At 65.8% G+C, this 14,221-nt stretch carries 14 protein-coding genes; 8 read left to right on the top strand and 6 right to left on the bottom strand.

What is annotated here, in order from left to right; translation table 11 throughout:
• Positions 1-224 (top strand): gamma-glutamyl-gamma-aminobutyrate hydrolase family protein (locus B4I46_RS11820; RefSeq protein WP_286900323.1); only part of this gene is annotated, 224 nt, incomplete at its 5' end.
• A gap of 70 nt (positions 225-294) precedes the next feature.
• Here the strand turns inward: B4I46_RS11820 and B4I46_RS11815 are convergent.
• A complete protein-coding gene (locus B4I46_RS11815; RefSeq protein WP_054914590.1) occupies positions 295-1,212 on the bottom strand; it encodes a LysR family transcriptional regulator in 918 nt (305 codons plus the stop codon).
• A gap of 111 nt (positions 1,213-1,323) precedes the next feature.
• Here B4I46_RS11815 and araD1 point away from each other — a divergent pair, with 111 nt between their 5' ends.
• The 4 genes from araD1 (at position 1,324) to B4I46_RS11795 (ending at position 6,907) form a co-directional block, all read left to right on the top strand.
• Complete coding sequence (gene araD1 / locus B4I46_RS11810) at positions 1,324-2,322, top strand: AraD1 family protein (protein ID WP_058540128.1); 999 nt, start codon at positions 1,324-1,326, stop codon at positions 2,320-2,322.
• Positions 2,323-2,385: 63 nt separating this feature from the next.
• Positions 2,386-3,702, top strand: a complete 1,317-nt coding sequence (locus tag B4I46_RS11805) for an MFS transporter (RefSeq protein WP_376787195.1) — start codon at positions 2,386-2,388, stop codon at positions 3,700-3,702.
• A gap of 30 nt (positions 3,703-3,732) precedes the next feature.
• A complete protein-coding gene (locus B4I46_RS11800; protein ID WP_286900317.1) occupies positions 3,733-5,289 on the top strand; it encodes a UxaA family hydrolase in 1,557 nt (518 codons plus the stop codon).
• Positions 5,290-5,320: 31 nt separating this feature from the next.
• The gene (locus tag B4I46_RS11795; protein WP_286900314.1) at positions 5,321-6,907 is read left to right on the top strand and encodes an aldehyde dehydrogenase (NADP(+)); all 1,587 of its coding nucleotides are present in this window, start codon (positions 5,321-5,323) and stop codon (positions 6,905-6,907) included.
• Positions 6,908-6,973: 66 nt separating this feature from the next.
• Here the strand turns inward: B4I46_RS11795 and B4I46_RS11790 are convergent, their stop codons facing one another.
• Both B4I46_RS11790 and B4I46_RS11785 read right to left on the bottom strand, forming a co-directional pair.
• Entirely contained in the window at positions 6,974-8,596 is a 1,623-nt protein-coding gene (locus tag B4I46_RS11790) for an ankyrin repeat domain-containing protein (protein WP_043861350.1), read from the bottom strand.
• 34 nt (positions 8,597-8,630) lie between these two features.
• Positions 8,631-8,960, bottom strand: coding sequence for a hypothetical protein (locus B4I46_RS11785; protein WP_043861351.1), 330 nt, complete (start codon positions 8,958-8,960; stop codon positions 8,631-8,633).
• A 319-nt stretch (positions 8,961-9,279) separates the two neighbouring features.
• On the opposite strand from B4I46_RS11785, the gene B4I46_RS11780 reads away from it, so the two are divergent.
• Entirely contained in the window at positions 9,280-10,353 is a 1,074-nt protein-coding gene (locus tag B4I46_RS11780) for an NAD(P)-dependent alcohol dehydrogenase (RefSeq protein ID WP_043861352.1), read from the top strand.
• A 9-nt stretch (positions 10,354-10,362) separates the two neighbouring features.
• On the opposite strand, the gene B4I46_RS11775 is transcribed toward B4I46_RS11780, so the two are convergent.
• On the bottom strand, positions 10,363-11,385 hold the full coding sequence (locus B4I46_RS11775) for a hypothetical protein (RefSeq protein WP_123752565.1): 1,023 nt from the start codon (positions 11,383-11,385) through the stop codon (positions 10,363-10,365).
• Between the two features lie 125 nt (positions 11,386-11,510).
• Here B4I46_RS11775 and thpR point away from each other — a divergent pair, with 125 nt between their 5' ends.
• Both thpR and B4I46_RS11765 read left to right on the top strand, forming a co-directional pair.
• Entirely contained in the window at positions 11,511-12,053 is a 543-nt protein-coding gene (gene thpR, locus B4I46_RS11770; protein WP_043861354.1) for an RNA 2',3'-cyclic phosphodiesterase, read from the top strand.
• A gap of 44 nt (positions 12,054-12,097) precedes the next feature.
• Positions 12,098-12,808 carry a hypothetical protein gene (locus B4I46_RS11765; RefSeq protein WP_078480350.1) on the top strand — a complete coding sequence of 237 codons (711 nt, stop codon included), beginning with the start codon at positions 12,098-12,100 and terminating at the stop codon, positions 12,806-12,808.
• 65 nt (positions 12,809-12,873) lie between these two features.
• Here B4I46_RS11765 and B4I46_RS11760 read toward each other — a convergent pair whose 3' ends face one another.
• A complete protein-coding gene (locus B4I46_RS11760) occupies positions 12,874-13,767 on the bottom strand; it encodes an AraC family transcriptional regulator (RefSeq protein ID WP_054914598.1) in 894 nt (297 codons plus the stop codon).
• Between the two features lie 105 nt (positions 13,768-13,872).
• Entirely contained in the window at positions 13,873-14,220 is a 348-nt protein-coding gene (locus B4I46_RS11755) for a cupin domain-containing protein (protein WP_286900309.1), read from the bottom strand.
• Between the last annotated feature and the right edge of the window lies 1 nt (position 14,221).

The raw sequence follows: 14,221 nt of genomic DNA, 5'->3' as shown, positions 1-14,221 counted from the left end.
CCCTGGGTGAAGGCCTCGAGCCACTGGCACGTGCCGAAGACGGGCTGGTGGAAGCGATCCATGCACCAAGCCTGTCGCCGTTCCTGTTCGCGGTGCAATGGCACCCGGAATGGCAGGCGGCGCAGAACCCGGACTCGGTGAAGATGTTCGAAGCCTTCGGCCAGGCCTGCCGCCAGCAGGCAGCCAAGGGTCAGGCGGCGAAGAAGGTCGGCTCTACGGCCTGATTCGCGCCAACCGTTTCGCCGGCAAGGCCNNAGGAGCCGGCCTTGCCGGCGACGGGCCCGGCCTGTCACCTCACACCCCCAGCGCCTCGATCAGCAACTGCGCCGGCACCGGCAGTTCCACCCCCTTGCGCGTGACCACCTCATAGGGCTCGCTGCGCGAGTTCAACACCAGCGGCAGTTGCGCCAGCATCCCATGCTCGAGCGCGATCCTGGCCGAGTCCCACGGCATCACCGCCACCAGCCCACGGTCCTGCAACAGCAACGTGAGCGTGGTAAAAGTTGATGAAGTTTCAATGGGATACAGCGGAAAGCTCAAACCCGCCTCACGAAATTCACGCTCCAGCGTCAAGCGCATCGGCATGTTCACCGGGAACACCACCCAGCGTGAATCGGCCAACGCCTCGAGCCTCAACTCGGCACACCCCACCAGCGGGTGCTGCAGATTCGCCACCACCACCAACTGCTCCTGATGCCTGGCCCGGCTCACATAGGCGCCCGGTCGCGGGCTCACGCTGGTTCGGCAGATCACCACATCCAGACGGCCCTGATCGAGCAAGCTGAGCAGGCGGTCGCTGGTGTCCTCGACGATCGATACCGACAGGTCCGGCTGGCTCTCGCGCAGACGCGCCAGGCCCTCCACCAGCATCGGTACCGCCCCCATGATCGAACCCACCGACAGCCGCCCGCCGTGGCCCTGCAGAATACCGATCATCTCTTCGCGCAGGTGCGCCAGGTCGGTATTGATCAGGCGCGCATAACGCACCACGCAGCGCCCCAGGTCATTGGCCTCCAGCCCCTTGCTGGTGCGCTCGAACAGCACCGCGCCCAGGGTCGATTCGATTTCATTGAGGGCCTTGGTCGCGCCCGGCTGGGTAATCGACAGGGCCTGGGCGGCCTTGTGGATCGAGCCCAGCTCGTCGAGGCTGATCAGCAGGCGCAACTGGCGCATGCGCAGGCGCGAAGCCATGGTAGTCAGGGGTGGCAGCATAGGTGATTACTTTTGGTTATCCCTCGGTCAACAGCTGTCATTAGGCAGCAAAGCCACGCAAATTTAAAGTGTCGGACACAGCCCTCCCCACAAGAACAATCAGGAGTCAGCATGCGTCTGATCCAATTCGAAACCCCTGCAGCCGCGCGTCACGTCGGCGTCATCGAAGGCGACCTGATCCAGGTGGTACGCAATACCCGCACCATGCGTGAACTGGCCCTGGCCGCGATTCGCAACACCCGCAGCCTGTGCGACGAAGTGCTCGCCCGCGGCCTGGACGCCACCGCCCACAGTTACGCCCAGGCCCTGGCCGACTGCCGGGTGCTGCCGCCGCTGGACCACGACGACCCCGCCCACTGCCTGATCAGCGGCACCGGCCTGACCCACCTGGGCAGCGCCTCGACCCGCGACAAGATGCACCAGCAGAAAATCGACGACAGCACCGCCCTGACCGACACCGCCCGCATCTTCCAGTGGGGCATCGAAGGCGGTCGCCCGCCCTCCGGCACCGCCGGTGTGCAGCCGGAATGGTTCTACAAGGGCGACGGCTCGATCGTGGTACGCCCCGGCCAGCCGTTCCAGAGCCCCGCCTTTGCCGAAGACAGCGGCGAAGAGCCCGAGCTGGCCGGCCTGTACGTGATCGGCGATGACGGCCAGCCCTACCGGGTAGGCTTCGCCATCGGCAACGAGTTCTCCGACCATGTGATGGAGCGGCGCAACTACCTGTACCTGGCCCACTCCAAGCTGCGCAACTGCTCCTACGGCCCCGAGTTGCGGGTCGGCGAGCTGCCCGCTCACCTGGGCGGCGTCAGCCGTATCCACCGCGGTGATAACCTGCTGTGGGAAAAGGAATTCCTCAGTGGCGAGGACAACATGTGCCATTCGCTGGAGAACCTGGAGTACCACCACTTCAAGTACACCCAGTTCCTGCGTCCGGGCGATGTGCACGTGCACTTCTTCGGCACCGCGACCCTGTCGTTCGCCGACCAGGTCAAGGCCGCGCCCGGCGACGTGTTCGAAATCAGCCTGCCCGAGTTCGGCGCCCCGCTGCGCAATGGCATCAGCGTGACGCCTTCGGCCATCTCACCCGGCGAGGTGAAAGCGCTCTGAACCGCAGGCGGCGCCCCGCGCGCCGCCGCGGCATTTCATAACAACCATAAGAGTGAGATGAGCATGAAAGACACCTCCTTGCAGGCCGCCCCGGCACCTGCCCTGGCTGCCACCGATGCCCAGCGGCCCACCACCGTGCGCTGGCGCATCTTCCTGATCCTGCTGTTGCTGGCCGCGATCAACTACATCGACCGCGCCTCGCTGTCGGTGGCGCTGCCGCTGATCTCGGCGGAATTCGAACTGACCCCGGCCATGGAAGGCCTGATTCTCAGCGCGTTCTTCTGGTCGTACGCACTGATGCAGATCCCCAGCGGCATGCTGCTGGACCGTTTCCAGGTGCGCAACATCATCGGTGCTGCCACCATCGGCTGGGGCGCCTTCCAGGCACTGGCCGGCGGCGCGCACAACTGGATCACCCTGCTGATCACCCGCGTCGGCCTGGGTGTGGCCGAATCGCCGATCATGCCCGCCGGGGCCAAGCTCAACGGCGCCTGGCTGACCCCCAACGAGCGTGGGCGTGGCGCCACCCTGGTGGACGGCGGCGCGCCGCTGGGCACCGCATTCGGCGCGATCATCATCGCCGGCCTGATCACCTGGTTCGACTCCTGGCGCATCGCCTTCGTGATCGCCGGGGTGGGCACCATCGTGGTCGGCATCTGGGCCTGGTGGTACATCCGCAACCACCCTTCCGAGCACCCCAAGGTCAACGCCGCCGAGCTGGACTACATCAACCAGGCCAACGCGGTGGCCAGCGACGGCAACGGGCGCAAGGCGATCCTCAAGGAGCTGCTCAAGAGCCGCTCGGTACTGGCCATGTTCGCCGGCTATGCCTGCTACAACAGCGTGTTCTACGGCCTGCTGACCTGGATGCCGAGCTACCTGCACCAGGCCCACAACCTGGACATCAAGGCCATGGGCGGCGCCACCTTCCTGATCTTCATGTGCAGCTTCGTCGGCGAGCTGATCGGCGGCTGGATCGCCGACAAGTGGAAAGCCAGCGGCGGCCAGCCCAACACCGTGATGCGCAGCATGTTCGCAGGCTCCGCCGCCGTAGCTGCCCTGTGCATCCTGCTGGTGGCCTACACCCCGGATGCCGCGCGGGTCATCGCCCTGCTGTGCGTCGCGCTGTTCTTCATCCGTTGGTGCGGCATGTACTGGTGCCTGCCGGCGATCCTGGGCGGCAAGTCCAAGGCCGGCATCCTGGGCGGCAGCATGAACTTCTGCGGCAACATGGTCGGCGTACTGGTGCCGATCCTGATCGGCCTGATCGTGCAGTTCACCGGCTCCTACTTCCTGGCCCTGATCTTCTTCGTGGTCATGGCCTTCGGCCTGATGCTGTTCTCCGGCCTGATCGACTATCGCGAGCGCGGCCTGGCGTAAGCCCGGCCCACGCCTCTGGAGATGACTGAGATGCAACTCATTACAACAACAGGCAGCGACAGCGCCGCCAACGCCGTGATCCGCCTCAACCCGCTGGACGACGTGCTGATCGCCCGCCAGCCCCTGCCAAAGGGCCTGCACCTGCAGGCCGAGCACATCGAGGTGCTGCAGGCCATCCCGGCAGGGCACAAGGTGGCGGTGCGCGCCATTGCCCCCGGCCAGCCGCTGCGCCGCTACGGGCAGATCATCGGTTTCGCCAGCCAGCCCATCGCCGCCGGCGAGCATGTGCACGTGCACAATCTGGCCATGGGCGACTTTGCCCGCGACTACGCCTTCGGCGTGGACGCCAAGGGCACACCGGCCAGCACCGACGATACCTTCATGGGCATCGTGCGCGCCGACGGCCGGGTGGCCACGCGCAACTACATCGGCATCCTCACCTCGGTGAACTGCTCGGCCACCGTGGCACGCGCCATCGCCGACCATTTTCGCCGCGACATCCACCCCGAGGCGCTCGCGCCCTACCCCAACGTGGACGGCGTGGTGGCCCTGACCCACGGCGTGGGCTGCGCGGTCGACCCCGGCGGCGAGGCGCTGGCGATGCTGCAGCGCACCCTGGGCGGGTACGCGGTGCATGCCAACTTCGCCTCTGTGCTGATGATCGGCCTGGGCTGCGAGACCAACCAGATCCCCGACCTGCTGGCCGCCCAGGGCCTGAACAGCAGCCACACCCTGCGCACCTTCACCATCCAGGGCACCGGCGGCACCACGCGCACCATTGCCAGCGGCATCGCCCAGGTCAAGTCGCTGCTGGCCGAAGCCGATCAGGTGCGTCGCGAGCCGGTCAGCATCAGGCACCTGACCGTCGGCCTGCAATGTGGCGGCTCCGACGGCTATTCGGGCATCACCGCCAACCCGGCACTGGGCAATGCGGTGGATCGCCTGGTAGCGGCCGGTGGCACCGCGATACTGTCCGAAACCCCGGAAATCTACGGCGCCGAGCACCTGCTCACGCGCCGTGCGGTCAGCCGCGAAGTGGGCGAAAAGCTGATCGCGCGCATCCACTGGTGGGAAGCCTACTGCGAGCGCATGGGCGCCGAACTGAACAACAACCCCTCGGCCGGCAACAAGGCCGGCGGCCTCACCACCATTCTCGAAAAATCCCTGGGCGCCGTGGCCAAGGCCGGCTCCAGCGACCTGATGGACGTCTACGAATACGCCGAACCGGTGCGTGCCCACGGCCTGGTGTTCATGGACACCCCCGGCTACGACCCGATCTCGGCCACCGGCCAGGTCGCCGGCGGCGCCAACCTGATCGCCTTCACCACCGGTCGCGGTTCGGCCTACGGCTGCGCACCGTCGCCCTCGATCAAGCTGGCCACCAACACCCGCCTGTGGGAAACCCAGGAAGACGACATGGACGTGAACTGCGGCGGCATCGCCGACGCCAGCACCACCATCGAGGAACGCGGCGAACACATCTACCGCCTGATGCTGCGCATTGCCTCGGGCGAGCGCAGCAAGAGCGAACAACATGGCTACGGCCAGAACGAATTCGTGCCCTGGCAGATCGGCGCCATCACCTGAGCCCCTGCCCTCAACCGACAAGGACCCCGCAATGACCTCTGTTCTCGGCCACAACTACATCGCCGGCCAGCGCAGCGCTGCCGGCACCACCGTACTGCAGAGCCTGGATGCGAGCACCGGCGAAGCGCTGGCGTGCACCTTCATCCAGGCCACTGCCGAAGAAGTGGACGCCGCCGCCAAGGCTGCCGCCAGCGCCTACCCGCAGTTCCGTACGCTGCCTGCGACGCGGCGCGCCGAATTTCTCGATGCCATCGCCGACGAGCTGGACGGCCTCGGCGATGACTTCATCGCCACGGTATGCCGCGAAACCGCCCTGCCCGCTGCACGCATCCAGGGCGAACGCGGGCGCACCAGCGGGCAGCTGCGCCTGTTCGCCAACGTGCTGCGCCGTGGCGACTTCCACGGGGCACGCATCGACCGCGCGCTGCCAGAGCGCCAGCCACTGCCGCGCCCGGACCTGCGCCAGTACCGCATCGGCCTGGGGCCGGTGGCGGTGTTCGGCGCCAGCAACTTTCCGCTGGCCTTCTCCACGGCCGGCGGCGATACCGCCTCGGCGCTGGCCGCCGGCTGCCCGGTGGTGTTCAAGGCTCACAGCGGGCACATGGCCACCGCCGAATGGGTGGCCGATGCGATCCTGCGCGCTGCGCAGCGCACCGGCATGCCGGCGGGGGGATTCAACATGATCTATGGTGCAGGCGTGGGAGAATGGCTGGTGCGCCACCCGGCGATCCAGGCGGTGGGCTTCACCGGCTCGCTCAAGGGCGGCAACGCCCTGTGCAAAATGGCCGCGGAGCGCCCGCAGCCGATCCCGGTGTTCGCCGAGATGTCGAGCATCAACCCCGTCATCCTGCTGCCACAGGCGCTGCAGGTGCGTGGGGCGGCCATCGCCCGCGAGCTGACCGGTTCGGTTACCCTGGGCTGCGGGCAGTTCTGCACCAACCCCGGCCTGATCATCGGCGTGCGCTCGCCGGCGTTCAGTGACTTTGTGCACGCCTTCGTCGCACAGATGGCCGAACAGCCTGCACAGACCATGCTCAATGCCGGGGCACTGGCCAGTTATGCCAAGGGGCTGGAGCACCTGCACCGCCATCCTGGCCTCACGCACCTGGCAGGGGCCGCGCAGAACGGGCGCCAGGCGCAACCCCAGCTGTTCAAAGCCGATGTGAACTTGTTGCTGCAAGGTGATGATTTGCTTCAGGAAGAAGTGTTCGGCCCAACCACCATCGTTATCGAGATTGAGGACGATGCGCAGCTGGCGCTGGCATTGCAAGGGCTGCGCGGACAACTGACCGCCACCCTGATCGGCGAGCAGGCCGAGTTGCTCGAATACCGCTGGCTGGGTGAGTTGCTGGTGGAAAAGGTCGGGCGGGTTCTGCTCAATGGCTATCCGACGGGGGTCGAGGTGTGCGATGCGATGGTGCATGGCGGACCGTACCCGGCCACGTCCGATGCCCGGGGCACCTCGGTGGGTTCACTGGCGATCGACCGGTTCCTGCGCCCGGTGTGCTTGCAGAACTACCCCGATGCACTGCTGCCCGAAGCGTTGCAGAATGCCAATCCGCTGGGAATCCAGCGGCTGGTCGATGGCGTCATGAGCCGCGAGGCTGTCGGCGCCTGATGCGGCGCCTTCGCCGGCAAGGCCGGCTCCTGCACCTGCAGGGGCCAGCCTTCCCGGCGACTGGGGTCAACCCTTGTTGGCAGCCAGGCTGTCAACCAGCATTGCGCTCTGCGCATCGCTGGCTTCGATCATCAGCTGCTTCAGGCTCTTGTCGAAGCCCGGGAACGGCGCTTCGAAGTTGAACGTGGACTTGCCCAGCAGCCCGCCCACGTACTGGATACGCGCCGCGTCCCAGCTCACCTGCTTCTGACGGCCCAGGCGCGGGTCGCGCAGGAACACCAGTTGCATCGGGGTAACGCCCGAATAGTCCGCCTTGTCCAGATCGGCACCGGCCGCGATCAGCGCATTGGCCACGGTCTTGTCACGCTGCGTGATGCAGTAGTGCAAGGCAGTCTGGCCCGCGTAGTTCACCGCGTTGATGTCCTGGCTGGCGATCAGGCGCTGGCCCAGTTCCGGGCGCTCCTTGGTCAGGCTGTTGCTCTTGCACAGCTCGTGCAGCGGCGTGTTGCCGAACAGGTTGGCCGTCTTGGCATTGGACAAGGCCAGCAGCTGGTCGAAGTGCGCGTCCGAGCAATCGCGCCACGCGTTCTTCAGGCACATCATCAGGCGGGTATTGCCCTCTGCGGTGGTCTTGAGCGGGTCGGCGCCCAGGCTCACCAGCATGTCGTAGGCATTCTCGGCCACATAGTGGACCGGCAGCTCGGCTTCGGCGACCAGCGGCTTGTTCAGGTCGATGTCAGAGGCCTGCAGCAGGTACTTGAGCGACTCCACATCGGCCACGTAGCCGTCACGGGTAGACTTGCCGGCCAGCGCTTCCTTGAGCTTGTAGTGGTTGGGCGGCACGTCCTGGTACGGCACCAGCACCTGTACATCCAGCTCGCGGTAGATCACGGTCTTGCCGGTGTCCTGCCCCGCCGCGTAGGTTTCGCGTTTTTCGACGGTCTTTTCCGGCCAGTCGGGCGAGACGAAGTACTGGATCGAATCGCCATCGCGCTGGCCATCCTTGTAGGCAGTGACCTTACGCAGACGGTAGGTGCCGTCGTCGAGCAGCACGAACTCCTCCTGCAGGCCCTCCAGCTTGCCCTGGTTGTAGTGCTTGCGCTCCTGCACCTGGCCGGTCGGGTAGAAGGTTTCCTGCACGCCATCGAGCTGGCCGCTGCCGTCCTTGTCATAGTTGGCGACCACGGCCGGCACCTGCTCGCCATTGACCACGCGCCAGGCCGATTGGGCCAGGGTGCGACCGTTCTGCTTGCTGCCCTCTTCGTGCACCGTGACCTGTTCGCGGGTCTGCAGGCCGCTGGCGCAGTCGAACTGGCTATCGGTCTGCTTCTTGCCGGCGATGACGATGCGCTGCTGCGGCTTTTTCTCGCCGCCGCTGCAATACACGGTCGTGGTGCCGGTCAGCTGGCCGTCATCCAGTTGCGCCTCGATGGCCACCGAGCCGTCGGCATTGTGGGTAACCCAGTCGCCCTGGACCTTGCCGTTCTTGACCTTGAACTCGGAGATCAGCGTGTCGCCTTCCTTCCAGATGATGGTGCCGGACACCGGCTCCTTGGTCTTCTTGTCCACATAAATGGCAGTGGGCTTGCCCTTGCTGCCCTTGGAGGTGGTGACCTCGTCCCACTGGTAACTCGACCCGCAGCCAGCCAGCAACGCGGCAATGCCTGATACAGCCAGTACTTTTTTCACAGAACGTCCTTGGAGTTGAATGTGGCGTGGGGAGTTACTTGATGCGGGTCAGGGTCATGCTGACCAGCTCACCGCCGTCCAGCACCACCAGGCGGTTACCGTTGTCTTCGACGCGCGCGTTCATCACCGCGGTGCCGTTCTTGTCGCGGGCGACGACGGTGTCACCGTCACGCTTCCACTCGTCGATCTCGTACTTGTCGCCCAGCAGGGTGATGTAGTCCTCGTCCAGCTCTGCGGTACCCACGTTGCTCTTGAAGCCCATCACGCTGGCCTGCACGTTGAACTTGCCTTCGATGGCATCGCTGCCGCAGCCGGCCAGGGCGGCGAACAGCGAGGTGAGCACCAGCGTCTTGATGATTTTCATTAACCGAGTCCTTAGCACGTATCTGTCTTGTGGGTTGCACGCTGGCACTTTCATATCAACCTGCCAGCATGAGCAACCTATGACCCTGTCCTACAATTTAAGTTCACTTCATAAACAACTTTAGATTATTTACCTAACTATCTGTTTTAAAACAAAAGATGATGAAAATAGCCTGGGAGCCCGGTGATTTGTTTGCTACGCAGATGGGCCCCGCCATGGCCTATGCTCATCAGCTTGACCCGGATCAACAGCCCGCCGCCGGTGCAGGCGCACCCTGCCCCATGAAGTTGCGCGTGTACCCCCTTGAGGAGAAACGACCATGGCCCGCATGAAAGCTGCAATCTTTGTCGAAAAGAACCGCATCGTGCTCGATGAAAAACCGATCCCCGAGGTCGGCCCCTCGGACGCCCTGATCCGCATCACCACCACCACCCTGTGCGGCACCGACGTGCATATCCTGCGCGGCGAGTACCCGGTGGAAAAGGGCCTGACCATCGGCCATGAACCGGTCGGCATCATCGAAAAGCTCGGCGCCCAGGTTAAGGGCTTCACCGAGGGCCAGCGCGTCATCGCCGGCGCCATCACCCCCAGCGGCCACAGCTATGCCTGCCTGTGTGGCTGTTCGTCCCAGGACGGCCCCGGCACGCCGCACGGTTTCAAACCGGCCGGCGGCTGGAAGTTCGGCAACACCATCGACGGCTGCCAGGCCGAATACGTGCTGGTGCCGGACGCCATGGCCAACCTCTCGCCGATCCCGGACGGGCTGAGTGACGAACAGGTACTGATGTGCCCCGACATCATGTCTACCGGGTTCTCCGGGGCCGAGCGCGGCGGCGTGCGTATCGGCGACACGGTGGCAGTGTTCGCCCTGGGGCCAATCGGCCTGTGCGCGGTGGCCGGGGCCAAGCTGATGGGCGCCACCACCATCATCGGCGTCGACACCGTGCCCGCGCGTCTTTCGGTAGCCCGCCAGCTGGGCGCCACCCATGTGGTGGACTTCAAGCAGGGCAACGTGGTGGACCAGATCATGGCCCTCACCCACGGCCGTGGCGTAGACGTGAGCATCGAGGCGCTGGGCACCCAGTCGACCTTCGAGTCGGCGCTGCGCATCCTGCGCCCGGGCGGCACGCTGTCGAGCCTGGGGGTGTATTCCTCCGACCTGACCATCCCGCTGTCGGCCTTTGGCGCCGGGCTTGGTGACTACAGCATCGTCAGCACCCTGTGCCCCGGCGGCAAGGAGCGCATGCGCCGCCTGATGGAGGTGGTGGCCAGCGGTAGCGTCGACCTCAAGCCGCTGGTGACCCACCGCTACAAGCTCGACGACATCGAGGCGGCCTACGAACTGTTCGCGCACCAGCGCGACGGCGTGATGAAAGTCGCGATCACTCCATAAGCACCGCCATCAGGGCTGCATCGCCGGCAAGCCGCTGCTGAGCACCAGGCTGTCGCGGATCTGCCCCGACAGCGCATTGACCCCCGCCATCACCCCGGTGACGGGGTTCTGCATCAGGCCCTGCCATTCCTCGTTGAGCGCCACATTGAGGATCACCCGCAGCTGCTCGACCATGGCCGGGCGCTCGCTTTCGTGCATCATCGCGCCGATGCCCGCCGAGGCCACCGAGATCAGCGCCCCCACCGCCTTGCCCACCGCAGCCGCCACCGCGCTGGCCGCGCCGCGCGGCACCAGCGTTGCTTCGAGCTGGGCGCTGGCGCGCTTGGCCACCGACGACAGGCCCGTGTCGGACGGCGCCTGGCCTGCCGCCACCGCAGCCTTCTGGATCTGCTCGTTCAACGCCAGGTAGGCCGGCAGGCTCAGCAGCGGCTGGGCCGTGATCAGCTGATGCACCGAGGCGTCGCGTGCGGCCGGCGGGCCGAGGGCGATGGCGGGAATGCGGTTCAGGTGCAGGGCGAACTGGTCGGGGGCGGCGCGGTAGCGCTGGCCGATACCTTGCAGCTGCTGGCCGAGCAGTTGCACGTACAGTTGGGTGGCGCGCTCGCGGATCAGCTGCGGGTTGATTTCCCTGGCCACCGGCTCCAGCACCCGTTCGCGGTACTGCTCCTGCAGGTAGAGCGCCAGGCGGTCCTCGCCGGGCGCGGTCTGCTGGTTCTTGCTGACCTTGTACCAGGCCACCTTGAGGGTCAGCCACTGCTGGGTCCAGTAGCCGGTGAACCACGGAATGAAGTCCGCCTCGGTACGCGCGTGCACTGCGTCTTTCCATACCTTCATGGAGCGTCGCGCATAGTCCTGGGCGGAACGGCTGGCGCCCTCGGAGGCGTCGATGATGTCCCAGTCGACACGTTGCCAGGCGGCCTGGGACAGCACCACCGGGGGTTGCGGCGCTGGTGTCGGCCGGGACCGGGCGCAACCGCCGATGGCCAGCAACAGTGCAAGGGTGCAGAGGGCGAGCAAGATGCGCTGGTTCAAGGTCGGCCCCCCGGTGCAGTGAAGCGCTTGCCTGGAGTATAGCGAGCGGCGCGGGAACCACGGCTGGCCTTGGTCGGCGCTGCTCGGTACCCTGTCGGCACCTGCACACATTCAAGGGAGCTTCCATGCGAGGTGAACTGCGAACCCCGGGCGAGCCGTTCAAGCGCCTGTTCATCGCCCTGCCCTGTACCGAGCAGCAATGCCGGGCCATCGGCAAATGGCGCAGCACACTGGGGATCACCCGTGGTCGTCCGGTGCCTGCGGCCAATTTTCACCTGACGCTGATGTTCCTTGGGGAAGTCGGCGTCTCGCGCCTGCCTGCGCTGTGCGACGCCATGGCGGCGGTGCCGCGCCCCGAAGGCCCGCTGCGCCTGGAGCTGGACCGGCTGGTCGCATGGCACCGCGCTGATGCACTGGTGCTGGAGCCCACGCAGACGCCGGTGGCCTTGCGTCAATGGGTGTATGCCCTGCAGCAGGCGTTGCTGCCGCTGGGCGTGGAAGACAGCGTGCGTGAGTTTCGTGCGCACCTGACGCTGGTGCGCGACTACCCGGGTGATGTACCGGAGACGCCGGAGCCACCGGCGTTCAGATTGAACATCGACGATTTCGTGTTGTTCGAGTCCAGTGGCGGCCGCTACAAGCCGATAGCGCAGTGGCCGCTGGCGTGAACCCCTGCCGACCGTGGTGTCGGCGCTGACTGGCAAGGAAGAGCATGTATTACTGGAACAAGGACAATTTCGAAGGCCTCAGGCGCATTGGCGAGGTCTATGCTTCCCGTGAAGGCTTTGCCGGTTTCTCGCGGTATTGCCTGCTGCGCGAACAGGGCCTGAAAAAGCCGGCGCTCAAGGCGCTGGACGAGTTTCTCGACGGTGCGCGTCAGCGGGAGGTGGGCCAGCAGCGGGCGATTGTCTGCGAGATTGCCGACCTTGCCTTCAGCAACAGTGGTGCGCATCAGTTGTTGTCGCATGCCTTGACCCGCTACCTCAGGCAGGTGCTGCGAGCCTGGTGCGACGAGGGCCCGGCGTTGGCCGAGCCTTATCGCTGGATGGGCAAGCTGACGGGCGAGTCGGCGTGGCTCCAGGCGGCACTGGCGCACGACCCGCAGGATCAGGTGGCGTTGCGGCAGTTGGCGCTGGATGAGCTGGGCGAGGTTGATTTCATGGTTCATCACCTGCATGAGTCGGTGTTTCTGGGTGACATTACCGTTGCGGCGACGAAGCTTGCGCGTGCCAGCGCGCTGGCGCGGCTGATCGAGGCCGAGACGACCCGCAGTTACATTGATGGTGAAGTGTGCAGCCTGCGTGAAATGCTCGAGGCCTGGGCGCAGTATCAGGCGGGTGATCGGGCGGTGGGGTTTGCCCAGTGGTGCGAGGCGCAGGCGCATGAGTTCCGGTTTCTGAAGAGCTACTACTACACCGAATGAGGAGTGGCCCACCTCTATTGTAGGAGCCGGCCTTGCCGGCGAACGAGCGCCACGCGCTCGCCTCCCTAGAGATAAGCCTGCTCCCGCCCCGGGCTGCGCTCGAAATGCCGCTTGTACTCGCGGCTGAACTGCGACGTGCTCTGATACCCCACCCGATGCGCCACCTGCGCCACACCCAACCCCTCGCCTATCAACATCTGCTGCGCCTTGAGCAAACGCAACCGCTTGAGGTACTGGATCGGCGACAGCAACGTGCAGCGTTTGAAGTGCTCATGAAACGTCGAGGTACTCATGTTCGCCCGCCCCGCCAACGCCTCCACGCTCAACGGCTCGGCGTAATGCTCGCGCAAATGGCTGAGGGCTGCAGCGATGCGCGCAAAATGCCCCTGCTGCTCCACCAGCGCCCGCAGCACCCCGGCCTGCGGCCCACGCAAGGCCACGTACAACACCTCGCGCACCCGCGCCGCCCCCATCACCCGGCTTTCCAGCGGGTCGTGCAGGCAACGCAGCAGCCGCTCCACACTCTCGCGCATCGGCGCATCCAGCGCCGCTGATGTCATGGACTCGGGCGTCTGCGCCGCCACCACCTGGCCAGCCCCCAACCCCATGCTCTGCACCAGCTCGCTCAGCACCGTGCGGTCGATCGCCACCGACACGCCCAGCAGGGGTTCATCTTCGGTGGCGAAGGTTTCGCACATGAACGGCACCGACAGTGCCTGCACCAGGTAGTGGCCAGCCCCATATTCCAGGGTGCGCGGCCCCAGCCGGGCCAGTTTGCTGCCCTGGGCCAGGATCATCAGGCTAGGTTCGTAGATCTGCGGGCTGCTCGCCACGTAGTGGCTCCAGGACAACACCTGCACCTGCGGCAGGTGGGTGTCGACCGGGCCCGGGCGGGTGGCAAGGGGTTGGATCAGGGCGCAAAGCGTGGCATTGGCATCGGCGTGGCAGGTGAGCTGCATGGGGTACCGCATCAGAGGATCAGACACGCGCATCATCGCAGATTCGCTGCCCACCGCCACTACCGCACGCCCGATCCCGGAGGATCAGGCATGACTATCGGAGCATTAACCCAGGATCAGGTAGGTCTTGCGTACCGTCTGGCGCACGTCCCAGGTGCCCTGGCTGTTGGCGGCAAAGTACAGCGCATCGCCGGCACCGAACGGGATAGGTTCGCCACCCTCGGGGGTAAAGCTGCCCTCGCCGCTGATGATGTAGCTGTACTCGGCCTGCACCACCTGGCGCCGGAAGCGCCCCGGCGTGCATTCCCACAAGCCGGCGCTGGCGCCCTGCCCGGCCAGCTCCTGGTGCAACGCGGTACGCGCCATGGCTACCGGCTCGCCCAGGGGGGCGCCGACTGCCGCGCTGGGGCCGAAGGCGGTGTCGTCTTCAAGGTGAATCAGTACAGGGTTCATG

This window comes from Pseudomonas sp. UBA7500 (genome assembly GCF_002478435.1).
Classification (GTDB): Bacteria; Pseudomonadota; Gammaproteobacteria; order Pseudomonadales; family Pseudomonadaceae; genus Aquipseudomonas; species Aquipseudomonas palmensis.
This window is presented reverse-complemented; position numbering and strand designations above follow the sequence as displayed.

Excerpts from the sequence above, each read along its gene's own strand:
- B4I46_RS11815 (WP_054914590.1), bottom strand. The coding sequence starts at position 1,212 with ATGCTGCCACCCCTGACTACCATGGCTTCGCGCCTGCGCATGCGCCAG.
- araD1 (WP_058540128.1), top strand. The coding sequence starts at position 1,324 with ATGCGTCTGATCCAATTCGAAACCCCTGCAGCCGCGCGTCACGTCGGC.
- B4I46_RS11805 (WP_376787195.1), top strand. The coding sequence starts at position 2,386 with ATGAAAGACACCTCCTTGCAGGCCGCCCCGGCACCTGCCCTGGCTGCC.
- B4I46_RS11800 (WP_286900317.1), top strand. The coding sequence starts at position 3,733 with ATGCAACTCATTACAACAACAGGCAGCGACAGCGCCGCCAACGCCGTG.
- B4I46_RS11795 (WP_286900314.1), top strand. The coding sequence starts at position 5,321 with ATGACCTCTGTTCTCGGCCACAACTACATCGCCGGCCAGCGCAGCGCT.
- B4I46_RS11785 (WP_043861351.1), bottom strand. The coding sequence starts at position 8,960 with ATGAAAATCATCAAGACGCTGGTGCTCACCTCGCTGTTCGCCGCCCTG.
- B4I46_RS11780 (WP_043861352.1), top strand. The coding sequence starts at position 9,280 with ATGGCCCGCATGAAAGCTGCAATCTTTGTCGAAAAGAACCGCATCGTG.
- thpR (WP_043861354.1), top strand. The coding sequence starts at position 11,511 with ATGCGAGGTGAACTGCGAACCCCGGGCGAGCCGTTCAAGCGCCTGTTC.
- B4I46_RS11765 (WP_078480350.1), top strand. The coding sequence starts at position 12,098 with ATGTATTACTGGAACAAGGACAATTTCGAAGGCCTCAGGCGCATTGGC.
- B4I46_RS11760 (WP_054914598.1), bottom strand. The coding sequence starts at position 13,767 with ATGCAGCTCACCTGCCACGCCGATGCCAATGCCACGCTTTGCGCCCTG.
- B4I46_RS11755 (WP_286900309.1), bottom strand. The coding sequence starts at position 14,220 with ATGAACCCTGTACTGATTCACCTTGAAGACGACACCGCCTTCGGCCCC.